Below are 22,423 nucleotides of genomic sequence, written 5' to 3' on the forward strand. Positions count from 1 at the left end.
CTCAATCGCCTGTTGTAGACATCGGGCCTCCAATCACCCAATCTTGGCCCGGGAACAAAACAGGCGCTTCAAAGCAAGCGCACCGGGTGCTCATGAAACGACGATGGACATTGTATGATCCACGGCTGGCATGGCTGCTGGTCGCGCCGGTGCTCCTGCTGCTGATCTTCTTCCTGGTGTTGCCGATCGCCGTGATGGCCGCCTACACCTTCTTCACCTTCGTCACCGCCGGCGTGGAAACCAGCGCGCTGACGACGGCGAACTGGCACGAATTCCTGACCGACAGCTATTATGCCGGCTTCCTTTTGAAGACGCTGCGGGTCGGCGCCATCACCGCGCTGCTTTGCGGAGTGCTCGGTTATTTCCCGGCCTATTTCATCTGGGGGACGACCTTCAAGCACAAATGGCTGCTGCTTCTCCTGCTCATCGTGCCGTTCTGGATCAGTTTCACCATCCGCACCTTTTCCTGGATCAACATCCTTGGCGAACAGGGCGTCATCAATGTCGCGCTGCTGAAGATGGGCATCATCAGCGAGCCGCTGCCGATGCTCTACAATGAAGGTGCGGTCATCCTGGGCATGCTGCACTTCCTGCTGCCCTACATGATCCTCAACGTCTATGTCAGCCTCGAGGGCATCGACCGCACCCTGATTTCGGCGGCGCGCTCGATGGGCTGCACCAGCGCGCAGGCGTTCCGCGAGGTCACGCTGCCGCTTTCGCTGCCCGGGCTGGCGGCAGGCCTGCTGCTCTGCTTCGTGCTGGCCGCCGGCAGCTATGTGACGCCGCAGCTGCTCGGTTCCGGCCGCGACGCGCTGTTCGGCAATCTGATCTACGACACCATCATGGGCGAGCTGAACTGGCCGATGGGCGCCACGCTTTCGATCGTGCTGTTCCTCGTGCTCGGCTCCTTCGCCGCCATCTACACACGCTTCATGGGCATGTCGCAGATCGTCAAGGGATTGGGCGGATGAAGGCGCGGCGCAAAGAGGAAGGCAGATGGGCCTGGCGGCTGACCGGCTTCGTCACGGTCTGCGTCTACATCTTCATGTTCGCGCCGATCGTGGCGACGGTGATCCTGTCGTTCAACGCCTCGATGTTCGGCGGCTTCCCGATGACCGGCTTCAGCCTGCAATGGTACGTCAAGCTGATGGCCAACGAACCGGTGCTGGCCGCCTTCCGCACGTCGCTTTGGATCGCGCTGGTCACCGCCGCCGTCACCACGGCCACAGGCGTCGTCACGTCGTTTGCGCTGGTGCGCTTCGAATTCCGCGGCAAGCAGGCGCTGAGCACTCTGGTGATCCTGCCGGCGCTGGTGCCCGAGACCATCCTCGGCGTCGGCCTTCTGGTGCTGATCAAGGCGGTCGACCAGCCGCGCACCATGCTTCTCCTGGTGCTCGGCCACATCCTGCTCGCCGTGCCCTATGTGGTGCTGATCACCCAGGCGCGCATGGTCGGCATCCGCCGCGTCTACGAGGAGGCGGCGCTCTCGCTCGGCGCCTCGCGCTTTTCATCCTTCCGCGAGATCACGCTGCCGCTGCTCATCCCCGCCGTCATCGGCGGCGCGCTGCTCGCCTTCACCATCTCGTTCGACAATACGTCGGCCAGCCTGTTCTGGCGGCCGGCGGGCGTCGAGACCATGCCCACCCAGATCCTTTCGATGCTCAAGATCTCGATCAGCCCGGAGATCAACGCGCTCGGCACCGTGATGATCCTGGTGACCGTCGGCATCCCGCTGCTCGGCGGCCTGATCCTGCAAAGCCTGACCAGATTGAAACGACGCGACGAACCAAAGGAGGAAGCACGATGAAACTGTCCAACGGCAAGCGGCTTGAACGGCTGCACGATAGGTACCAAAACGGCGATCTCAGCCGCCGCACTTTCCTGACGCTGACCGCCGCCGCGGCCGCCGCGGCCGGTCTCGACATGCCCTGGATGCGGCAGGCGCTCGCCGCGGTCGAGGAGGTTCGCTTCGATGGCTGGGGCGGCACGGTGCAGGACGCGATCGACAAATACGCCTTCAAGCCCTACACGGCCAAGACCAAGATCAAGGTGGTCCAGGGCACGTTCGGCGACGAGGACGAGATCATCACCAAGATCAAGACCGCCAAGCCCGGCGACTACCAGGTCATCCATTCCTCCGGCGTCAACTACTACATCAAATACGTGAATGGCGGCCTGACCTCGGAGATCAACGAGGCCAACATCCCCAACATGGCCAATGTGCTGCAGCCGATGATCGACCCGTTCCGCAAGCTGACGCCGAAACTCTCGGCCGTGCCTTACGACTATGGCACGACCGGCATCGCCTACAACACCAAGGTGATCTCGCCCGAGGAAGCCAAGGAAAAGGGCGCGGCCCTTTTGCTCGACAAGAAATATGCCGGCAAGGTCGGCGGCTATTCCGACATGACCACGCGCGTCTGGTACGCCGCGCTCGCCACCGGACAGGATCCCAACAACCTCAAGGACATGGACGCGATCTGGGCCAAGGTGCGCGAAACGCGCGACCTCGCCAAGAAGTTCTGGAGCTCCGGCGCGGAGCTGATGGACCTGCTTTCCAAGGGCGAGATCGTGGTGACCGACGCCTGGTCGGGCCGCGTCGCCGCCTTGCAGGACCAGGGCCATCCGATCGGCTATCTCGATCCGGCCGGCTCCTATGCCTGGATGGAGGACATGCTGATCCTGAAAGGCTCGCCGATGGCCGAGTGCGAGGAGTTGATCAACTTCATGCTCGACCCGGCGACCGCCATTGCAGTTGCCGAGGGCCAGAGCTATCCGCCGTCGCTCGACCCGACAAAGGTCAAGCTCACCGAGAAGATCGAGAAGCTGCCGGCCTTCGACAAGACCGGCACGATGAAGTCGCTGACCTTCGCCGACCCGGTCTACTGGGCGACCAACGAGGATGCCTGGACCAAGCAGTGGAACAGGATCTCGAAAGGTGCCTGACAGAAACGACCTTTCGGAAGTGCCCCGGCCGGAAGCGGCCGGGGCGGCAAGGAGCGCAGCCGCTCTGGGCGGCGGCATCGGGGCCGGCCAGCCGGCGGTCGAGTTCCGCGACATCGACATCGCCTATGGCAAGTTCGTCGCCGTGCGCGATTTCTCGCTCTCCATCGCCAAGGGCAGCTTCGTCACCTTGCTCGGCCCTTCGGGCTGCGGCAAGACGACGATCCTGCGCTCCATCGCCGGCCTCGTCGACATTTCGGGCGGCCAGATCATGATCGACGGGCGACGGGTCGACGACGTGCCGATCTACAGGCGCAACATCGGCCTGGTCTTCCAGAGCTATGCGCTGTTTCCGCACAAGAACGTCTTCGACAATGTCGCCTTCGGCCTGAAGTACCGCAACGTGCCGAAGCCCGAGATCGCCCGCAAGGTCGGCCAGGCGCTCGAGATGGTGCGGCTGCCGGGCAGCGAGAAGAAGCTGCCGTCGCAGCTGTCGGGCGGGCAGCAGCAGCGCATCGCGCTCGCCCGCGCCATCGTCTTCGAGCCGCAAGTGCTGCTGCTCGACGAGCCGCTGTCGGCGCTGGACGCCAATATGCGTGAGGAGATGCGCGTCGAGATCAAGAAGATCCAGAAGGAAACCGGCATTACCGCCATCTTCGTCACCCACGACCAGGAGGAAGCGCTCTCCATGTCGGATCGCATCGTGGTGATGAACGCCGGCGCGGTCGAGCAGATCGGAACCCCGCAGGAAGTCTATGAGACGCCCGCCACGGCCTTCGTCGCCGACTTCCTCGGCAAGGCTAACATGCTCGCCGGCACCGTAAGCCGGTCTGGCCAGGCAATAGCGGTGACGCTAGCCACCGGCCAGACGGTCGAGGTGGCCTGCCCAAGGCCGCTTGCGCAGGGCAGCAAGGTCACTGTCGTGCTGCGGCCGCAGAAACTGTCGGTCGGCACGGCGGCAAGCATCAACAGGCTGTCCGGCCGTGTCGTCTCGGCCTCGTATCTGGGCGGCAGCGCGATCTACGAGATCGACATTGGCGGCAAGACGATCATCCGCGCCAACGCGCCGATCACCGGCCGCGTCCTTCGCGAAGGCGAGGCGATCGACATCGGATTCGATCCCGAAGACTGCGTTCTGCTCGACGAGGATGGTCGGCGGATTTCGTGATGCATGTCGCCGGGAAGCCGGCCCGGCTTGGAGGCCGGTCAGCGACCAGCTTCATTGCCCCGCCGCGCCGGCGGGCACGCGGTTGGGATGCCGCAGATGGGTCGGCGTGACGCCCGTCTGCTGGCGGAACACGCGGCTGAAATGGCCGGCATTGGTGAAGCCGCAGCGGTAGGCGATGTCACCGATCTGCAGGTCGCTGCCTTCGAGCAGCGACTTCGCATGATGCACTCTCAGCGCCAGGTATGCCGCCATCGGGCCGATACCCAGCTCCGTCCCGAAAAGCCGTTCGAGCTGGCGCCTCGAGCAGTTGAGCCGGGTTGCGATCTCGCCGACGGACAGCGTCTCCTGCAGGTTGCTCTCCATCAACAGCAAAGCGCGCTTGACCGCGCGGCTTGACGCCGCCGGGAACAGGTCGCCGACAGGCTGCACGTCCCGGCTGCTCCTGATGCGGTCGAGCACCAGGATCTTGGCGGCCTTTTCCGCCGCCTTCTGGCCGATGAACTGCGACACGAAATAGCCGGCAAGGTCGGCCGCCCCCGTGCCGCCGGCGCAGGTCGAGCGGCCTCGGTCGACGGAATACAGGCTGTCGGCATGGGCGTTGACATCGGGGAACTGGCTACGGAAATCCTTGATATGGAACCAGCTGACGGCGGCGGCATAGCCGTCGAGCAGGCCGTAGCGCGCCAGTACGAAGCTTCCCGTGCAGAGCGCCGTCAGCGGCACCCCCTTTTCGGCAGCCCGCAACAGGAAGGCCTCCTTGTCGGAACTCAGGCTGCGGTTGGTGTCGAGCAGGCCGCCGACCACGACGATATTGTCGAAATCCTCCGGATTGCCGATCCCCTTGGTGGGCAGCAATTCGACGCCGCAGCTGGCCCGGATCGGCAGGCCGCGTTCGCCGACGATCTCCCAGTCGAACTCGATCCTGCGGCTGCGGTCGCCCTCATCGCCCGCCAGCCGCAGCGTGTCGATGAACAGCGACAGCGGCGACAGCGTGAAGTCGCGAACCAAAAGAAACGCAAAACGCCTTGCCATTGTACTTCCGCCGCCCGTCCGCCTGCCATAGCTGATGCCGAAACTTGCCACCAGTCTGGAAGGGTAAATTTAAGCGTTTTCTACTACAGTCCATCGATGAGCTATAGTTCAGGAAAGGTGTCAGGGTCGAATTGACCATCACTGGATTCAGCCTCGGCCGCCTGAGACGGGCCGTTCTTTCTTCCGCCAACTTGCCGGCGGCGATCGCTTTTGTCGTGCTTCTGATCTGCTCCATCGTTGCCGACCAGCAGAACAGGAGGGTCTCCGACCAACTGGCGCGCGCCGACGTGCTGGCCAAGGTAAACATCATCCGCGCCAAGCTCGAAGGCAACATTAACGGCAATCTTCAGCTTGTTCAGGGTTTGGTCTCGGCCATCGATACCGAACCCTTTATGGGCCAGCAGAGATTTGCCTCGCTTGCCGGAAATCTGTTCCAGCAGAAATCGCAATTGCGCAACATTGCCGGCGCGCCCGACCTGGTGATCTCGCTGATGTACCCCATGGAAGGCAACGAGAAGGCCATCGGGCTCGATTACCGCAAGAACGAAGCGCAGCGCATGGCGGCGCTGCGGGCGCGCGACCAGCGAGTCCTGGTGTTTGCCGGCCCGGTCGACCTCGCCCAAGGCGGGCGCGGCTTCATCGGCCGCATCCCGGTCTTTGTTCCGACCGCGAACGGCGGCGACCGTTTCTGGGGCATCGTCTCGGCGGTGGTCGATGTCGACCGGCTCTACGCGGCGAGTGGGTTGACCGATCCGGATCTCGACATCGATGTCGCGCTCACAGGCAAGGATGCGCTGGGCGGCGGCGGCGAACGCTTTTTCGGCGGCGGCCAGGTCATTGCCGGAAATCCCGTATCGGCCGATGTGCAGCTGCCATCGGGTTCCTGGCAGATTTCGGCCCTCCCCAAGGGCGGCTGGCCGGAGGCTCCGAAAAACGAGTGGGCCTTGCGGTCGCTTATGTTGCTCGCCGGGGCGCTGGTGGTGCTGCCGATCATGGTGGCCGGTCGGCTGTTTGGCGAAAGGCAGAAAAACTACGCCGAGCTGAGGCGCCTGTCCGGGCGCCTGGAGCTGGCGCTGGAAGCCTCTGGCATTGGCGTTTGGGAACACGACCTCACCACCAATGAAATGGTGTGGGATGACCGCGTCAACGAGATCTACGGCAAGTCAGCCGACGGCAAGCCACGCGGCTATGATGACTGGGCGCAGGCGATCCATCCTGAAGATCTGGTACGGGCGAGACAGGACTTCGATCTCGCCGCGGCCAAACAAGGCCCCTATTCCTCACAATACCGGCTCCTACGCCCCGACGGCACCGTCCGCCATGTGCGCACGCGCGCGACCTACTTCCAGGACATTGGCGGAACGCCCAAGCTGATCGGCGCCGAATGGGACGTGACCAGCGACGTGCTGCTCAACGAAAACCTCATTCGTGAACGCCAGTTGACGGAATCGAATAACGCCGAAATCAATCTCGCCAAGGCACATATCGAGTATGCGGCGCTACACGATTCGCTGACCGGCCTGCCCAACCGCCGCTATCTCGATGAACTGCTGGCCGAAAACGGCGAACCGGACCGGCGCACAGCACTGCTGCACCTGGACCTCGACCGCTTCAAGCAGATCAACGACACGCTCGGCCACGCTGCGGGCGATGCCATGCTGGTGCATGCATCCAAGGTTATCCAGGCCAATGCGGGCCATGACGATTTCGTTGCGCGCATCGGCGGCGACGAGTTCGTCGTGGTGAGCCATGGGCTTGACGACGACGGACTGTCGGCACTTGCCCATCGCATCATCGAGGACATGCGCCAACCTGTCGATTACCGCGGTCATCCGTGCCGTTTCGGGGTCAGTATCGGCATTGCCGCCAACAACGGCGTCGACGTGAAACAGTTGCTGGTCAACGCCGATCTGGCGCTCTATCGGGCCAAAAGCCGTGGCCGCAACCGCTACGAGTTCTTCAACGAGGAGTTGCAGAGCGAGATCGTGCGGACCAAGCAGATCGCCGACGAGATCCTCGGCGGGTTGGAGCGGAACGAATTCGTCGCCTACTATCAGCCGCAGTTCGACGCCAGCACGCTCGAGATCGTCGGCGTAGAGGCGTTGTCGCGCTGGAAGCACCCGCGACGCGGCATCCTGGCCCCTGACGCTTATCTCAAGGTGGCTGAAGAACTCAACGTCGTGGCGCTGATCGACCGCATCGTCCTCAAACACGCGCTGGAGAATTTCGAGCGTTGGTCGCACAGTCATCTCAACATCCCGCGCGTGTCGGTCAACGTCTCGGCCAGGCGGCTGGAGGACAGGGACCTGATTGAAGGTCTGCGCAAGCTCGCCATCAAGGCTGGAACGGTGTCGTTCGAACTGGTGGAGTCCATTTTCCTCGATGAAAACGACGACCTGGTCACGTGGAATATCGACCACATCAAGGAGCTCGGCATAGACATCGAGATCGACGATTTCGGCACCGGCCACGCCTCGATCGTCTCGCTGCTCAAATTGCGTCCGCGCCGCCTCAAGATCGACCGCCAACTGATCACACCCATCACCGGCTCAATGGCGCAACGGCATTTGGTGGCGTCGATCATCGAGATCGGCAAATCGCTCGGCATCGAAGTGGTCGCCGAGGGCGTCGAGACGATGGAGCATGCGCGCATCCTCAAGGAACTTGGCTGCGATATCCTGCAGGGCTACCTTTTTGGCCGCCCGATGGAGGCCAAGGCCTTCAAGGCCTTCGCCCTATCGCGTAAATGGCTGGCCGCGGGCTAGATTGCCCCTAACCAATGGCGTTGCCCTTGGCCGCCGCCTCACCTGTTGCAGACCAATCGCCACATCGCTATATAGCCCACGTCGGAAAAGGCAGAGTTGGTTTGGTAAGCCCAACTCCTCTCGGTAACGAGAGCTCTGGTCTTTGGCTTCGTGCACGAGATCCCCACGACGAACATCGGACGCTGATCCAGCGCCCTGTCGTTCGTCCGTGTGGTTCTTATCTCGAGGAACGCTCCGGTCGAACATCGACCAAGGAGTAGTTTCATGCACAGCCACCACCCAATTTCCTATGACGTCATCACCTCCGGCGCCGGCCCGGTCGGCTTGTTTCTCGCTTGCGAGCTGCGCCTGGCCGGCCTCTCGGTCCTGGTATTGGAAAAGGCCGACGACCCCAGCTCGCCGCTGAAACGGCTTCCTTTCGGCATGCGCGGTCTGTCAGCCCCGACCATCGAGGCCTTCCATCGTCGCGGCCTGCTGGACGCCATTGTGCCGCTGCCGGCGAAGAATGGCCCGGGCGACGACACATTGGCCGCCGCGCACTGGATGCGGCAGCCGCGCCGCCCGGGCGGCCATTTCGCCGGCATCCAGTTCCATCACGACGCCGTCGACAGCTCGAAATGGCCCTATCGCCTGCCCGGCCCGGCGGGCACCAGCATGGCGGTCGAGATGGAGCATCTGGAAACCGCGCTCGCCACCCGCGCAGACGCAATGGGCGTCGAGATCAGGCGCGGGCTCGGCGTCGAAAACTTCGCCCAGTCGCACGAGGATGTGACCATCCGCGCCGGTGGCGAGGTCTTTCGCGCCCGCTGGCTCGTCGGTTGCGATGGCGGCCGCAGCACGGTGCGCAAGCTTGGCGGCTTTGCCTTCACCGGCACCGCTGCCGAGTTCACCGGCTATTCCGTCGACGTCGAAATTGCCGATCCGGACACGCTCGGCCTTGGCCGCCACTACACCCCGACGGGCATGTACACCTACTCGCGGCCAGGCACCATCGCGATGGTCGAGTTCGACGGCGCCGCTTTCCATCGGACAGAGCCGGTCACGCTGGAGCACGTGCAGGCGGTGCTGCGCCGCGTGTCCGGCACCGACGTCACCCTGACGACGCTGCGCCTCGCCACCACCTGGACCGATCGCGCCTACCAGGCGACCACCTACCGCAATGGGCGGGTGCTGCTTGCCGGCGACGCCGCGCACATCCATTCTCCATTGGGCGGCCAGGGCCTCAACCTAGGGATTGGCGACGCCATGAACCTCGGCTGGAAGCTTGCCGCCACCATCCGCTGCGACGCGCCGGCCGGCCTCATCGACAGCTATTTCGACGAGCGGCATCCGGTGGCCGCGCAAATCCTCGACTGGTCGCGCGCCCAGGTCGCGCTGATGCGGCCAAGCCGCAGTTCACGCGCGCTCGAAGCCATCATCCGCGACCTCATCGACACGCGCGACGGCGCGACCTACTTCGCCGAGCGCGTCTGGGGCGTTTCGCTGCGCTACGACCTTGGCGGCAGCCACCCACTGGTGGGCCGCAGCGCGCCCGATTTCGAACTGGCCGACGCAACGAGGCTCGGCGAGCGCTTGCGGAACGGCCAAGGCCTGTTGCTGGACTTCGATTCCCACCCTGCCCTGCAAGCGCTTGCCAGCCACTGGAGCGGGCGGATCGCCTATGTCGCCGGGGATGCCAGGGACCGCCTGGGCCTGAGCGCCCTGCTCGTGCGCCCCGATGGCTTCGTCGCCTGGGCCGCTGATGGCGAGCCTGACCTTGGCGAAGCTGCGCAGGCCGCATCGCAATGGTTTGGCGAAGCGGCAACAGGTGGCTGCGCATGCTAAGGAACTGTTTGAGCCTGATTTCGGTTGTCTGCAGTGCGAAGTGCCGTTCCACGAAGGCACCTGATGAGCGAACATGAAACATGGCGGACAAGAAGCGCGATTCCCTGCGAAAGGTCCTGAGTGGCATCGTCGCGGCAATTGCCGGCGCGCCTGATCGCGAGCAAGGCCTGAGCACCGCCAAAGCGTCAGCAGTCGCCGAGTGGCCGCTGCCGCCATCGGCAACGCTTGGCTCCGCCTTGCGCCTGAAGGGGATCGAACGCGAAATTCGAGCCCGCCTGCCGTGGGCTGTAAGGAAATTTGCCAAGGCCGAGACCGGCCGCATCGTCCTGCGCATGTTGAAAACCGATGCGGATGCCTTCCAGGCGGCCTCGGCAACCATCTCCAGGACACTGGAGGGGATCGAAACCCTCGCCGTGCTTCCGCGCGAGGCAGAAGACATTCTCACCATCTCCGCCCGCGAGCGCCACAAATGGCTGAAGGACGGCCGCCTAAAGAGCATCGGCACCCGCACCGTCAAGATGCGCGGGCGATCCAAGGCCGTGACCTTCCATGTCTTCGATCCACGCCACATCGAGGATGTTCTCGACCGCGACCTGGCGAGCGCCTGGCGGGAGGAAGATGCGCAGGAAGCGTCCGAAAACAGGCGGCGCGGTGCCGGCAAGGCCGCCCTGACGCGCGCGGGAAAACGACAGCGCAAGGCGCGCAGCGCCAGGACTTCGGGAAAGGATGACGCTCCACCGCCGAAGCTGGAGGGCTGGGACACATTCGAGGCGGAAGGCCTGCTGCGCTAGAGCCGAGGACGCTTTTCAACCAGTCCGAACCGCTAAATCCCGCGGTCCGGAAAAACCAGGCGGTTGTCGGGAATCGCCCCGGCCGTTCGTCCTTTGGGTGCAACCAAGAACCGAACCAACCAGCCGGAGCCTGCCATGATCCCCACCATCACCGCCTTCGAACGATCGCCCGACGGCGGCAAGGGACTGGCGCGCGATACGCGCGTTCGCTGGGCGCTCGAAGAAGTGGGGCAACCCTATGAGGTTCGTCTCGTTTCCTTCGCCGGGATGAAGGCGCCTGGCCATATGGCCATCCATCCGTTCGGCCAGATCCCCACCTATGAGGAAGGATCTCTGTGCCTGTTCGAGACCGGCTCGATCGTCTTTCATCTTGCCGAACGGCATGCGGGCCTGCGCGATGCCCGCGCGCGTGCCATCACCTGGATGTTTGCCGCCCTCAATACCGTCGAGCCGCCCATCCTCGAATTGACGACGGCGAGAATATTCGAAGCCGACAGATCCTGGAGCGAGGAGCGCCTGCCATTGGTCAAGGACCGGGTTCGCGCCCGGCTGGACCAGCTCTCGGCCTACCTGGGCGCCGCCGAGTGGCTCGATGGTGCGTTCAGCGCCGGTGACCTTTTGATGGTATCGGTGCTGCTGCGGCTACGCATGTCGGGCATTCTGGACGAATATCAAAACCTGGCTGCCTATGTGGCGCGCGGCGAAGCTCGGCCCGCTTACGCAAGGGCCTTCGCCGCGCAATTCGCGGTCAACGCCGCATCATAAAGCCGACGCACCAAAGCGCGGCGTTTCCGGCTCGACCGCTTGTCCAGGCGGAGACGGCTACGGATATTTCGCCTTTGCGCCCGGGTTTGGATCGCCCTGCAACTCTTTCGGCAAAGGCAGGCTCGAGCATTGCAGGTGCACGTCGCGGGCGTAACGCTTTCGCTGCTTCTGCTCGGCCTCCTTGGTGGCCGCGATGATGCCCAGGCCGTACGGGCCGAGGACCGCGAATTCCCAGCCCGGATGGTGTTTTTCGCGCGCCGCGTAGTCCGAAGCCGCCGCCCGCGCCTGCTGGCATTCCGGCGACGCCCATTTCGGATCCTGCGGCGAAAGCGACGCGCCATAGTCGACCGGAGAGGTCGCGCATCCGGCCACTGTCGCGGCCAATGCGACGGACGCTGCAATTCGCATCTCAACCCTCATCCGAAGCCCTTCTCGCTGGCCGCAAACCTCGCAGGCGCCGCGTCGGCGCCAATCACGTGTACGCGATGTCCCGCCGGGAGCGCTTGCCATAGGCCTCGCTTCATGTCGATCTTTCCGCGGCCAGATTCAGGCCGCGTGCCTGGAACCAAATGACGGGCGAGACTGTTCCGTTGTAACTTTAACACAGCGCTGGCGCGCCCGGTCGGGTGGGCAAGCGGCGACTTGAGGAGCTCTCATCATGAATATTTCGTCCGGATTTCGTAGAATCGCGGTTGCCGCCATCGCCACCGCGGGCATCGGCTTTGCCAGCGCCGCGCATGCCGACAGCGGCACGATCCGCTTTGCCGTCTACAAGGCGGCCTTCTTCGTCGGCGGTTCCGGCGGCGAAGGCACGTTCACCTTCCACGGCAAAACCTATCCCATCTCGATCGGCGGCGTCTCGGGCGGCCTCGCCTTCGGCGTTTCAAAAACCTATTTCCGAGGCACCGTGCGCCACATCAGGCGCGTCCGCGATGTGACGGGGGTCTACGGTGCGGCGGGCGGCGGCGGCACGCTCGGCAAAGGCGCCCAGATGATCGTCATGACGAATGACAGGGGTGCCCAGCTCGAGCTCACCGGCAAGCAGGTCGGGCTGCAGGTCAACGCCGATCTCAGCGGCATGGCCATCTCGCTGAGGTAAGGGACCCATTCCTTCGACGGCAAGAGGTCTGACGGAAAAGTCCGGAAGGCGGCGTCGGCTCGACAGCCGCCTTTTCGCTGGCCGAAGACCGATCCCTGGCCGAAGACCCGCAGGCTGTTGATCCAGACACGAGGTTGGACGCATGGCGCTCAAACGGATGGACAATGTCGGAATCGTCGTCGATGACCTCGAAGAGACGATCGATTTCTTTCGCGAGCTCGGCCTTGAACTCGAAGGGCGGGCCACGATCGAAGGCGAATGGGCGGGACGTGTCACCGGACTGGGCGATCAGCACGTCGAGATTGCCATGATGCGCACGCCCGACGGTCACAGCCGGCTCGAACTATCCCGCTTCCTCACGCCGCCGGTCGTCGCGGATCACCGCGACGCCCCGGTCAACGCCCTGGGCTACCTGCGCGTCATGTTCACCGTGGACGACATCGACGATACGCTTGAACGGCTTCGCAAGCGCGGTGCGCGGCTCGCAGGCGAGGTCGTTCAGTACAAGGACGTATATCGGCTCTGCTACATTCGCGGACCCGGAGACCTTCTCATCGGCCTCGCCCAGGAACTCGGCTGAGCGCAATGCGATGACAATGGCCAAGAGCGACCGATGCCGGCGGGCGCGTCTCACAAGGTCCCTGGCAGCCTAGAGCGTTTCACCGTTTCATGGAAACGGCGAACCGCTCTAACTCTTTGTTTTGACGCAATTCCGGACGGAAAACCGCTCACACTTTTCCTGGAATTGCTCTAGCTCCGCAGCCCCGGCGCCTCCTGCCCCGTCCTCTCGACATACTCGGTATAGCCGCCGCCATAGGTGTGGATGCCTTCCGGCGTCAGCTCCAGCACGCGGTTCGAAAGTGCTGCCAGAAAATGCCGGTCGTGCGAGACGAACAGCATGGTGCCCTCATATTGCGACAGCGCCTCGATCAGCATCTGCTTGGTGGCGATGTCGAGGTGGTTGGTCGGCTCGTCCAGCACCAGCAGATTGGGCGGGTCGAACAGCATCAGCGCCATCACCAGCCGCGCCTTCTCGCCGCCTGACAGCACCCGGCATTTCTTCTCGATCTCGTCGCCGGAAAAGCCGAAGCAGCCGGCAAGTGCGCGAAGCGGCGCCTGGCCGGCCTGCGGGAAATTGTCTTCCAGCGTCTGGAACACGGTGCGCTCGCCTTCGAGCAGCTCCATGGCGTGCTGGGCGAAATAGCCCATCTTCACGCTCGGCCCGCGCGCCACCGTGCCGGTGTCGGGGTCGGAAGCGCCGGCCACCAGCTTCAGCAGCGTCGACTTGCCGGCACCGTTGACGCCCATGATGCACCAGCGCTCGCGGCGACGGACCTGGAAGTCGAGCCCCCCATAGATGGCGCGGCTGCCATAGGCCTTGTGGACGTTCTTCAAGGTGACGACATCCTCGCCGCAGCGCGGCGCCGGCTGGAACTCGAAATTGACGATCTGGCGGCGCTTGGGCGGCTCGACGCGGTCGATCTTGTCGAGTTTCTTCACCCGGCTCTGCACCTGCGCGGCATGGGAAGCGCGCGCCTTGAAGCGCTCGATGAAGGCGATCTCCTTGGCCAGCATCGCCTGCTGGCGCTCGAACTGCGCCTGCTGCTGCTTGTCGGCAATCGCCCGCTGCTGCTGGTAGAATTCGTAATTGCCCGAGTAGGCGGTGAGCGAGCCGGCATCGATCTCGACGATCTTGTTGACGATGCGGTTCATGAACTCGCGGTCGTGCGAGGTCATCAGCAGCGCGCCGTCATAGCCCTTCAGGAACTGCTCCAGCCAGATCAGGCTTTCGAGATCCAGATGGTTGGACGGCTCGTCGAGCAGCATGACATCGGGCCGCATCAGCAGAATACGCGCCAGCGCCACGCGCATCTTCCAGCCGCCCGACAGCTTGCCGACATCGCCGTCCATCATCTCTTGGGAAAAGCCCAGGCCATCCAGCACTTCGCGGGCGCGGCCGTCCAACGCATAGCCGTCGAGCTCCTCGAAGCGATGCTGCGCCTCGCCATACTTCTCGATGATCTCGTCCATCCGGTCGGCCTGGTCCGGGTCGGCCATCGCCGCTTCCAGTTCCGCCATCTCGGCCGCGACATCGCTCACCGGCCCGGCGCCGTTCATCACTTCGGCGACGGCGCTATGGCCTTCCATGTCGCCGACATCCTGGCTGAAATAGCCGATGGTGACGCCGCGATCGACCTGCACCTGGCCCTCGTCGGCCTGCTCCTGGCCGGTGATCATACGGAACAAGGTCGTCTTGCCGGCGCCATTCGGCCCGACAAGACCAATCTTCTCGCCCTTCTGCAAGGAAGCCGACGCCTCGATGAAGACAAGCTGACGGCCGTTCTGCTTGCTGATGCTTTCAAGTCTGATCATGCGGTTTCCGGGGAATTGGAACTTGGGAGGATTTTCCCCGGGCCATACGCGATGGCGGGCGCCAGAGGAAGAGGCGCAAGCGCCGCAGCGGGCGCGACGCTCTTCCTTCCCCCCTTGTGGGGGAAGGTGGATCGGCGCGCAGCGCCGAGACGGTTGAGGAGTGTTCCAGTGGAGTGAGACGTTGGCGTTCCCTGGAGCACCCCTCATCCGACCTCGTTTCGCGAGGCCACCTTCTCCCGCAAGAGGAGAAGGAAAAACCCTGCCAGACACACTTCAGAAACAAGATTCAACATGCGGGAAAAACTGAAGAAAACATCGTCTGCGATAACCATCCTCGTAGCGACCGGACAGTGGCCGCCACACAACGCAAAGGGATGGTCCCGACAATGCAACGACGTTCGACCGGATGGATGGGTGCCCTCGCAGGCATTTCGCTCGCCATGCTTGCGATCGCGCAATCGGCTGCGCAGGCGGCGGTTACCCGGAGCGAATATTGCAGCCGGCTCGGTTCTCAACTCGACGGAGCCATCCGGACCAAAGCCGAACCCGGTGCCAGCGCCAGCCAGATCGCCACGGCAGAGGCACTCCAGGACAAGGCCAACCGGTTTTGTGCCGAGCGCAAGGAGGCGCAAGGCATCCGGACCTACGCCAACGCCCTGAAACTTCTTGGAGTGACACCGGTCGACCTCGACCAGTGACGGCAACCATCAATCCGAAGGAAAGCCTATCATGAACAAGCCCCTCCTCTCCGCCCTCGGTCTCGCCATTGCGCTCGGTCTGGCCATGCCGGTTATCGGCACCAGCACGGCCAACGCGGCCGCCACCACCGCCGCTGCGCCGACCACGGCTCCCGCCGCGCCGACCGCGCCCGCGACTGCTCCGGCGGCTCCCGCTGCCGTCGATGCAGCTAAGACGCCGGTCAAGGCGGCGGCGCACAAGCACCACAAGAAGCATCGCAAGCATGTGCGCAAGCACGGCCACAAACACGTGGGCAAGAAGCACGGCCACCGGCACGTCGCCAAGAAGCACACCCACAAGAAGCACGGCCACGCCAAGGCGGCTTGATCGCCAGGTTTTTCTGACTTCCTCCCGGGAAAAGGCCGCCATTCGCTAAAAGCGAGGGCGGCTTTTTCTTGTGTACAAGAAGGCAAGCCGGATCCGCTGAAAGTTAGTCAAAACAGGCGCTTACGGTAACTCCGCGATTCAGATCGTGAACCGCCTCAAGCCACCCCGACCTGTTCGCTCACCACGGCAGTCTTTTGCCGTCGCGGAAGAAGCCGCCCGTCGGCCCGTCGTCCGGCAAGGTCGCGGCCCAGACGATGCCGGCCGCCCCTTGCGCCACCGGGCGTCCGCCCGGCCCGCCCATGTCGGTGGCGACCCAGCCCGGGCAGATGGCATTGACCAGCACGCCGGAGCCGCGCAATTCCGCCGCCAGCACGCAGGTCAGCGCATTGAGCGTCGCCTTCGATGTCGAGTAGGCCGGCGCGCCCGCTCCCATCGAGGCCAGCGAACCGCCCTCGGACGACACATTGACCAGCCTTCCGTGGCCGCCGGCCTTGAGCAGCGGCGCGAAGGCGGCCGCCACCCGCCAGGCGCCGAAGACATTGGTCTCGAAGGCTTCGCGGATGACAGTCCAGTCCGGCCGCGAGGCACGCGAGCCGGTGTCGTAGTGGATGGCGGCATTGTTGATCAGCACGTCGAGCCGCCCGAACCGGCGTTCGACCTCATCGGCTGCCCTTGCAGCCGCGTCGGATGCTGCGACATCGAGCGCGATGGCCTCGACATGGCCGTCGAGCGCTTTCGCTGCCACCTCGCCCTTGGCCAGATCGCGCACGCCGAGCAGCACGGTGAAACCGAGTTTCGCCAGTTGGCGGCCGGTTTCAAGTCCGATGCCGCGATTGGCACCGGTGATGAGGGCGACTTTGTCGGGATGCGTGGTCATGGGGAATGCCTCCGTTATCGTCTCGGGGAAAGATGGCATAGCCGTAATTGATTTATTAGGCGGCGGAGATCGCAATCATTGTGCCGCCGAGTGCATGAATTGACCGAGCAGGAATCGGGTGTCGTCCGATGGCGTGCCATGCGATCGTTCGCCGATCACGAGGATCGGCCATGCTCACGCTTCACGATTATCTGCCATCGCAAAATGGCTGGAAAGTCCGGGTTCTGCTCGGCTTGCTGAAGATCCCTTACCAGACCCGCCTCGTCTCGATCTTCGAGGGCGAGAGCCACAGCGATGCCTTCCTTGCCCTCAACCCGGCGGGCGCGGTTCCCGTGCTCCAGCTCGAAGACGGCAGCGCCATCGCCGAATCCAACGCGATCCTCACCTACCTCGCCGAAGGCACGCCCTGCTGCCGGCGGACCGCTACCGGCGCGCCAAGGTGATGCAGTGGCTGTTCTTCGAACAGTACAATGTCGAGCCCGTGATCGGCTCGCTGCGTTTCTGGACCTTGACCGGACGGCTCGAGCGCAACCATGCCATGGTTGCCGGCAACCGCGAGGCCGGCGCCCGCGCGCTGGCCGCCCTGGACCGCAGCCTTGCCGAGACGCCGTTCCTCGCCGGAAACGACCTCACCATCGCCGACATCGCCATCTACGCCTACAGCCACCGCGCCGGGGATTGCGGCTTCTCTCCACCGGACTACCCGGCATTCCTCGCCTGGACCGGCCGCGTGGGCGACGCCATCGGCCAGGGCTATCCGGTTCACCCCTACAGCATCGACCCGCATTCGGGCGGCTGAGACTACTTCTTGCCCTGCGGATAGATCGTCTCGCCACGCTTCAGCATCGCGACAAAGGTCTCGATCTTCTTCTTGCGGCCGGCCTCGGTCTTCATGTTGTGGGTCCGGAAGGCGAGCGAGAAGCGGTTCTGCGCGCTGAGTTTTTCCAGCATCGCCTTCGCCGCCGGCTCGGCATCGATGCCCGCCTGCAAATCGTCGGGGATTTTCATCTCCTTGCTGCCGCCATAGGCGCGCGCCCAGCGCCCGTCGGCCTTGGCGGCTTCGACCTGTTTCAGCCCATGCCCGGTCATCCGGCCCTCCTCCACCAGCCGCGCGACATTGTCGATGTTGATCTTGCTCCAGATGCTCTTCTTGCCGCGCGGCGTGTAGCGCTGGAGAAAACTGTTCTCGTCCAGCCCCTTGCGCACCGCATCGATCCAGCCGAAGCACAGCACGACGTCGATGGCCTCCTTCGGCGTGATCGACTTAAGTCCCGACCCGACCTTGTGCACCTTGATCCACACCTCGCTTTCGGTGGCGTGGTGCTGGCCGAGCCAGGCATAAAAACTCGCCGCGTCGGAGAATTCCCGCACCTTGTCGGGATCGACCTTGACCGGCGCCATCAGCGCCCCCGCGGGTTCAGAATCGTTGTCGCTGGCGTCCCTGTCATCTTGCCTCCATCATGCTGCGATTTCCGGCATCATGGCATCGGCCACTGTCAATTCCCGGTAGTGGGTCAGTTTGAAATTGCGGGCCACGACTAATTCTCGACGACATATCCATCGTCGTCCAGGTAGACGTATAGCTCAACTATGTCTGGGAAGCGGTCCCGATCAAGCGATATAGCAACGAAGCCGTTGCCGGTCAGATGCATGGTCAACTGCCCGTCTGTGATGGTGGCGCTTTCAATCTGCTTCGTAGATTCTTCGGGCAGGCGCGCTGTCACTTCGGTGTTCGCGTTGAACGAGGCGTTCCCGCTAAGGATTATTCCAATCCCATAGCCAGGCTCTGAATTTTGGATCCGCTCGATACGCCTTCCAATCAACCTTTCGACCAAAGCCCTCGCCATTTTTACCTCTTTTTGTAGGGACCGCGCGGTCGGTTTTTCAGCCTCTTTCGCTTCGATCAGCGCAACGATGTCCGCGATCTCCCAAAGCCTGTTAGTCACGCCAGCAGCCATCGCCGGAGTCACGCGCAGCGTGGCATGGATGCGCACAAAGTTGTAGTACATGAAATGCAGCGCCACGGCGTTGGCGTGAGCTTCGATCTTTTTGGAAAACCCATTCGTCAGGCGAGTGAAGCGGCGCATGTGCATCCGCATGGTCAAGTTCCGGCGTTCGGCAAACGTCGTGCTGACATTGCTTGATATCGGGGTTCCCCTCGATCCGCTCTTTCCTTGCGCCAGGAGCGCGACGCTTCCCCACCGTGCTATAGGACCACAAATGCCACGCTGGGGAACACGCCACAATGAAATCTCTGCTTTTCGGCCTTGCCTTGTTGCTGCCGGGCGTGGCGCTGGCCGAACCGATAGAAACCCGCAAGATCATCACCGCGCTGACCGGCGACTTCAACGGCGACGGCGCTCCCGACCTTGCCATGGTGGTCGAGACCGCGCCGACCGACCCGATGGACATCCACTTCTTCCTCGGGGACAAGGAGCATAATTACCTCAAGCCCGTCGAAATCGTGCGCGAACAGATCGGTGGCGAGTGGAACGGTTACGACCGGCCGGGCTACGAGAACTCCGCCACCGAGCCGGAGCTGACCATGCTGCCCAACGGCTCGATCAAATTCTATCTGCCGGCGCCGGAGATCGGCAGCGAGCGCACCAACCAGACGCTGACGATCGCCTACCGCGACGGCGCCTTCATCGTTGCCGGCTTCGCCTACGATTCCGATGACTACCTGCAGGAGAATGCCGCCAGCGCCTGCGACTACAACGTGCTGACCGGCAAGGGCACCAGTTCGAAGCAGCAGGCGGACGGCAGCACCAAGCACAAGACCGTGTCGGCTGAAGGCAGGACCATCGCATTCCGGGACTGGAACTCGGGCGACGCCTTCGCTGCTTGCCAGGAATAAGTGACGCGCGCTGGGCCTTCGGCCGGCATCAGGCCGGTGGCGGCATCGCCGGCGTCAGGCCGTGGCGGCGCATGATCTCCATCATCGCAGCCTTGTCAGGCGGCCCGCCGGCAGCGGCGTTGAGCAGACCGAATGCCTCGCGGAAATAGTCCGGACCAATTGCCGCCGGCGTGATGACGCACAGCGTCTTGGCATCCCGGGTGCCATTATTGTCGAAGCGGTGGACGGCGCCGCGTGGAATGCACAGCGCCTCCCCCGGCCCAACCTCGATCGGCTTGCCGTTCACGGTCCAGGTCAAGACCCCGTCAATCCCGTAGATCGTTTCCTCGTAATGATCGTGGCTGTGCGCCGGCGCGGGCAGGCGCTGCGCGCCCGGCACCATCAGTTCGAAAGCGGCGACACTGCCGTTCGAATTTTCGCCCGACACCAGGAAACGGACCGACAGCCCCTTGGTGCCGATGGTCTCATTGGCTGGGTTGACCTGAAGATCCATGGCTGACATTGCGCAAACCTCTCCGGTAAATTACATTTACTAGCAATCAGTAAACTCAATTTACCGGATCGTCAATGGCCACCTCCACCGAAGTCCTGCAGACCAAGACCACGGACCTTTTGATCGGCGCCCTGCTGCGCGTGCCGGCGCAGGCCATCCAGCGCCGGCTGATCAAGGAGCTCAACGCCGCCGGTTTCGACGAATTGCGCCTGCCGCATATGGCCGTGCTGCAGTTTCCCGGCCCGGACGGCGCGCGCCCCGGCACCATCGCCGAACGTGCCGGCATGAGCAAACAGGCGATCAACCAGTTGCTCAGCAGCCTCGAAGGCTACGGCTATATCGTCCGCTCCGACGGCGAAGGCAGCGCGCGCGTGGTGCACGCCACCGAACGCGGCCACGCTGCCTTCTGGAAGATGGTCGACATATTGCGCGACATCGAGGAGGAGTGGCGCACCGAGCTCGGGCCGGAGCGCTTCGACCAGCTCAAAGCGCTGTTGTTCGCCGTCTGGGACAGCCCGCTGGTGCGCTGACCGAAACCGCATTCGTGCATCATCATCGGCATTTCCGATGACGCTATCGGTTTCTTCCGTTTCCTTCTCCGCAGACCGACCTGCCAATCCTCTGCCCTTGTCCCATCAAAGCAAAGGCAGAGCGAAATGAACCTTTCGAACCAGAAGATCCTGATCGTCGGCGGCGGCTCCGGCATGGGCCTGGCGCTGGCCAGGCGCTGCGTCGAGGCCGGCGCCACGGTCATCATCGCCGGGCGCAGCGAAGACAGGCTGCAAGAGGCGCGCGAGGCGCTTGGCAATCCCGCCGGCCTCGACGTTGCCGTCGTAGACATCGCCCGGGAAGCCCAGGTTGCGGCGCTGTTCGCCGAGATCGGCGGGCTCGACCACATCGTCAGCACGGCGGCCGACATCGACGGCGCCTACAGGCTGCTGCCGGAGCTTGACCTGAAGGCGGCGCAACGCATGGTCGACAGCAAGCTGTTCGGCCCGCTGCTGCTTGCCAAGCACGGCGCGCCACGGCTTGCCGCGGGCGGCTCGATGACCTTCATCTCCGGCATCGCCGCCTACCGGCCGGCCGCGCGCGGCTCGGTCGTCGCCGCCGTCAACGCCGCGCTCGAAGGGCTGGTGCGGGCGCTGGCCGTCGAACTTGCGCCGATCCGCGTCAACGCCGTTTCGCCCGGCTGGGTCGACACCCCGATCTGGGCTCAGGTCGCCGGCGACCGCAAGGCCGAGATGCTGGCGGCGATGGCCGAGCGGCTGCCGGTCGGCAGGATCGGCCAGCCCGAAGACATCGCCGACGCCATTTTCTTCCTCATCGGCAACGGATTTGCCACCGGCACGACGCTGCATGTCGAAGGCGGGCACCGGCTGGTTTAGCCGGTGGCGGTCTTCGCCAGGGAGTTGTTTGGAAACAATGCCTTGGAGCCATCTGCCGATTCAAGTCCTGAGCCCGTCTCAAGACGTTCCGGCACCAGCGTGTCGCGCGCGGCGGCGAGCAATTGCCTGAGCGCCGGCGGCTGGATGCGCCGGCGTCGCCAGATCATCGCCAGCGGTGCCGTCCGCATTCGGCCGGGCCATGGCAATTCCCTGAGCTCGCCGCGCGCCAGCGCATCGCTGACGGCGAGACGGGGAAGGAGGCCGAGCCCGGCACCCGTCGCCACCAGCCGGGCAATGGCGCCGATGCTGCCGACTTCGGCCGCGGGTTGGGGCGGAACCATATCCGCCTCGGCAAAAGCGGTGTCGAACATGTGCCGGTATACGCATCCGGGCTCCGTCGCCACGAAGCGCAGAGCGGCCAGGTCTGCCAGGTCGCGCGGCGCGGCGGCTTGCCCGGGAGCCGCGACCAGCACCAGCGGTTCGGCCCCTATCATGCGCCTGGCCAGGCGTCCGTCGGCGGCGCCCTTCGCACCGTCCTGACGCTCGAAGCAGAAGGCGACGTCGATGTCGCCGTCCTCCAGCAGGCGCCGCAGCGTGCCGCTGTCGGCCACTTTCATCCGCACGGTGATGTCGGGATGGCCGGCCTGGAACCCCGGCAGCCAGGGCGCCAGCCGGGCCGAGGCGATCGTTTCCAGCGCGCCGATGGTCAGTGCCCCGCTGCTGCGCCCGGCAGCCGCCAGCACCGCGGCGCGCGCCTCGCCGTCGAGCCGCAGCAGCTCTTCGGCGATCGGCTTCAGCGCCAGCCCCGCCGGCGTCAGTTCAAGGCCGGACTTCGAACGCGTGAACAGGGCAGCACCCAGTTCGGCCTCGAGAGACTGGATCTGGTCGCTGACGCTCGATTGCGCGAGGTGAACCGCCTCGGAAGCACGCGTGATGTTGCGGCTGCGCGCCACCGCGAGGAAGGTCTTGAGCAGTCTGGGGTGCAT

23 protein-coding genes and 2 pseudogenes are annotated in these 22,423 nt (G+C 64.1%); 16 read left to right on the plus strand and 9 right to left on the minus strand.

Going from position 1 to position 22,423, the window contains the following annotated elements; genetic code table 11:
• Positions 1 to 92: 92 nt before the first annotated feature.
• The 4 genes from CK226_RS28240 to CK226_RS28255 are packed head-to-tail and all read left to right on the plus strand — an operon-like array spanning position 93 to position 4,111.
• A complete protein-coding gene (locus CK226_RS28240; protein ID WP_095793579.1) occupies positions 93 to 971 on the plus strand; it encodes an ABC transporter permease in 879 nt (292 codons plus the stop codon).
• Positions 968 to 1,807, plus strand: a complete 840-nt coding sequence (locus CK226_RS28245) for an ABC transporter permease (protein WP_095793580.1) — start codon at positions 968 to 970, stop codon at positions 1,805 to 1,807. The genes CK226_RS28240 and CK226_RS28245 overlap by 4 nt, the downstream gene beginning before the upstream one ends.
• On the plus strand, positions 1,804 to 2,946 hold the full coding sequence (locus tag CK226_RS28250) for an ABC transporter substrate-binding protein (protein WP_095775108.1): 1,143 nt from the start codon (positions 1,804 to 1,806) through the stop codon (positions 2,944 to 2,946). The genes CK226_RS28245 and CK226_RS28250 overlap by 4 nt, the downstream gene beginning before the upstream one ends.
• Entirely contained in the window at positions 2,939 to 4,111 is a 1,173-nt protein-coding gene (locus CK226_RS28255; protein WP_095793581.1) for an ABC transporter ATP-binding protein, read from the plus strand. The genes CK226_RS28250 and CK226_RS28255 overlap by 8 nt, the downstream gene beginning before the upstream one ends.
• Before the next feature lie 51 nt (positions 4,112 to 4,162).
• Here CK226_RS28255 and CK226_RS28260 read toward each other — a convergent pair whose 3' ends face one another.
• Positions 4,163 to 5,143 carry a GlxA family transcriptional regulator gene (locus tag CK226_RS28260; protein ID WP_095793582.1) on the minus strand — a complete coding sequence of 327 codons (981 nt, stop codon included), beginning with the start codon at positions 5,141 to 5,143 and terminating at the stop codon, positions 4,163 to 4,165.
• A 161-nt stretch (positions 5,144 to 5,304) separates the two neighbouring features.
• Here CK226_RS28260 and CK226_RS28265 point away from each other — a divergent pair, with 161 nt between their 5' ends.
• From CK226_RS28265 to CK226_RS28285, 4 genes are all read left to right on the plus strand, one after another.
• Positions 5,305 to 7,908, plus strand: coding sequence for an EAL domain-containing protein (locus tag CK226_RS28265; protein ID WP_179301143.1), 2,604 nt, complete (start codon positions 5,305 to 5,307; stop codon positions 7,906 to 7,908).
• A 264-nt stretch (positions 7,909 to 8,172) separates the two neighbouring features.
• Positions 8,173 to 9,732, plus strand: coding sequence for an FAD-dependent monooxygenase (locus CK226_RS28275; protein ID WP_095793585.1), 1,560 nt, complete (start codon positions 8,173 to 8,175; stop codon positions 9,730 to 9,732).
• Between the two features lie 80 nt (positions 9,733 to 9,812).
• Entirely contained in the window at positions 9,813 to 10,523 is a 711-nt protein-coding gene (locus tag CK226_RS28280) for a hypothetical protein (RefSeq protein WP_095793586.1), read from the plus strand.
• A 135-nt stretch (positions 10,524 to 10,658) separates the two neighbouring features.
• Positions 10,659 to 11,288, plus strand: a complete 630-nt coding sequence (locus CK226_RS28285) for a glutathione S-transferase family protein (RefSeq protein ID WP_095793609.1) — start codon at positions 10,659 to 10,661, stop codon at positions 11,286 to 11,288.
• A 57-nt stretch (positions 11,289 to 11,345) separates the two neighbouring features.
• Here CK226_RS28285 and CK226_RS28290 read toward each other — a convergent pair whose 3' ends face one another.
• Positions 11,346 to 11,696 (minus strand): hypothetical protein, encoded by a 351-nt coding sequence (locus CK226_RS28290; RefSeq protein ID WP_095793587.1) that lies wholly within the window; start codon positions 11,694 to 11,696, stop codon positions 11,346 to 11,348.
• Between the two features lie 250 nt (positions 11,697 to 11,946).
• On the opposite strand from CK226_RS28290, the gene CK226_RS28295 reads away from it, so the two are divergent.
• Both CK226_RS28295 and CK226_RS28300 read left to right on the plus strand, forming a co-directional pair.
• Positions 11,947 to 12,387, plus strand: a complete 441-nt coding sequence (locus tag CK226_RS28295; RefSeq protein WP_095775100.1) for a hypothetical protein — start codon at positions 11,947 to 11,949, stop codon at positions 12,385 to 12,387.
• Between the two features lie 142 nt (positions 12,388 to 12,529).
• Positions 12,530 to 12,967: a VOC family protein gene (locus CK226_RS28300; protein WP_095789288.1), complete on the plus strand. Its 438-nt coding sequence runs from the start codon at positions 12,530 to 12,532 to the stop codon at positions 12,965 to 12,967.
• A gap of 170 nt (positions 12,968 to 13,137) precedes the next feature.
• Here CK226_RS28300 and CK226_RS28305 read toward each other — a convergent pair whose 3' ends face one another.
• A complete protein-coding gene (locus CK226_RS28305) occupies positions 13,138 to 14,760 on the minus strand; it encodes an ABC-F family ATP-binding cassette domain-containing protein (RefSeq protein ID WP_095793588.1) in 1,623 nt (540 codons plus the stop codon).
• Between the two features lie 410 nt (positions 14,761 to 15,170).
• Between CK226_RS28305 and CK226_RS28310 the strand changes: the two genes are divergently transcribed.
• Together CK226_RS28310 and CK226_RS28315 are read left to right on the plus strand one after the other, a co-directional pair.
• The gene (locus tag CK226_RS28310; protein ID WP_095793589.1) at positions 15,171 to 15,458 is read left to right on the plus strand and encodes a hypothetical protein; all 288 of its coding nucleotides are present in this window, start codon (positions 15,171 to 15,173) and stop codon (positions 15,456 to 15,458) included.
• Positions 15,459 to 15,489: 31 nt separating this feature from the next.
• Positions 15,490 to 15,825 carry a hypothetical protein gene (locus tag CK226_RS28315; RefSeq protein ID WP_095789286.1) on the plus strand — a complete coding sequence of 112 codons (336 nt, stop codon included), beginning with the start codon at positions 15,490 to 15,492 and terminating at the stop codon, positions 15,823 to 15,825.
• A gap of 178 nt (positions 15,826 to 16,003) precedes the next feature.
• Here the strand turns inward: CK226_RS28315 and CK226_RS28320 are convergent, their stop codons facing one another.
• Complete coding sequence (locus CK226_RS28320) at positions 16,004 to 16,702, minus strand: SDR family NAD(P)-dependent oxidoreductase (RefSeq protein ID WP_095793590.1); 699 nt, start codon at positions 16,700 to 16,702, stop codon at positions 16,004 to 16,006.
• 170 nt (positions 16,703 to 16,872) lie between these two features.
• Here CK226_RS28320 and CK226_RS28325 point away from each other — a divergent pair.
• Positions 16,873 to 17,501 (plus strand): annotated as a pseudogene (locus CK226_RS28325) (glutathione S-transferase family protein).
• A 2-nt stretch (positions 17,502 to 17,503) separates the two neighbouring features.
• On the opposite strand, the gene CK226_RS28330 reads toward CK226_RS28325, so the two are convergent.
• The 3 genes and pseudogenes from CK226_RS28330 to CK226_RS28340 all read right to left on the minus strand — a co-directional run.
• Positions 17,504 to 18,103 (minus strand): YdeI family protein, encoded by a 600-nt coding sequence (locus tag CK226_RS28330; protein WP_095793591.1) that lies wholly within the window; start codon positions 18,101 to 18,103, stop codon positions 17,504 to 17,506.
• Positions 18,104 to 18,240: 137 nt separating this feature from the next.
• Positions 18,241 to 18,549: a hypothetical protein gene (locus tag CK226_RS28335; RefSeq protein WP_095793592.1), complete on the minus strand. Its 309-nt coding sequence runs from the start codon at positions 18,547 to 18,549 to the stop codon at positions 18,241 to 18,243.
• Between the two features lie 2 nt (positions 18,550 to 18,551).
• Positions 18,552 to 18,837, minus strand: a pseudogene (locus tag CK226_RS28340) (IS1 family transposase); the annotation flags it as partial.
• A 110-nt stretch (positions 18,838 to 18,947) separates the two neighbouring features.
• On the opposite strand from CK226_RS28340, the gene CK226_RS28345 reads away from it, so the two are divergent.
• A complete protein-coding gene (locus CK226_RS28345) occupies positions 18,948 to 19,559 on the plus strand; it encodes a hypothetical protein (RefSeq protein WP_095793593.1) in 612 nt (203 codons plus the stop codon).
• A gap of 28 nt (positions 19,560 to 19,587) precedes the next feature.
• Here the strand turns inward: CK226_RS28345 and CK226_RS28350 are convergent, their stop codons facing one another.
• Complete coding sequence (locus CK226_RS28350; RefSeq protein WP_095789281.1) at positions 19,588 to 20,061, minus strand: cupin domain-containing protein; 474 nt, start codon at positions 20,059 to 20,061, stop codon at positions 19,588 to 19,590.
• A 65-nt stretch (positions 20,062 to 20,126) separates the two neighbouring features.
• Between CK226_RS28350 and CK226_RS28355 the strand changes: the two genes are divergently transcribed.
• Complete coding sequence (locus tag CK226_RS28355; protein WP_095793594.1) at positions 20,127 to 20,582, plus strand: MarR family winged helix-turn-helix transcriptional regulator; 456 nt, start codon at positions 20,127 to 20,129, stop codon at positions 20,580 to 20,582.
• 126 nt (positions 20,583 to 20,708) lie between these two features.
• Positions 20,709 to 21,437 carry an SDR family oxidoreductase gene (locus CK226_RS28360; RefSeq protein WP_095793595.1) on the plus strand — a complete coding sequence of 243 codons (729 nt, stop codon included), beginning with the start codon at positions 20,709 to 20,711 and terminating at the stop codon, positions 21,435 to 21,437.
• On the opposite strand, the gene CK226_RS28365 is transcribed toward CK226_RS28360, so the two are convergent.
• Positions 21,434 to 22,423, minus strand: coding sequence for a LysR family transcriptional regulator (locus tag CK226_RS28365; RefSeq protein ID WP_095793596.1), 990 nt, complete (start codon positions 22,421 to 22,423; stop codon positions 21,434 to 21,436). The two genes, CK226_RS28360 and CK226_RS28365, sit on opposite strands and share 4 nt — an antisense overlap.

The organism is Mesorhizobium sp. WSM4311, assembly GCF_002295115.1.
In the GTDB taxonomy this organism is placed as follows: domain Bacteria; phylum Pseudomonadota; class Alphaproteobacteria; order Rhizobiales; family Rhizobiaceae; genus Mesorhizobium.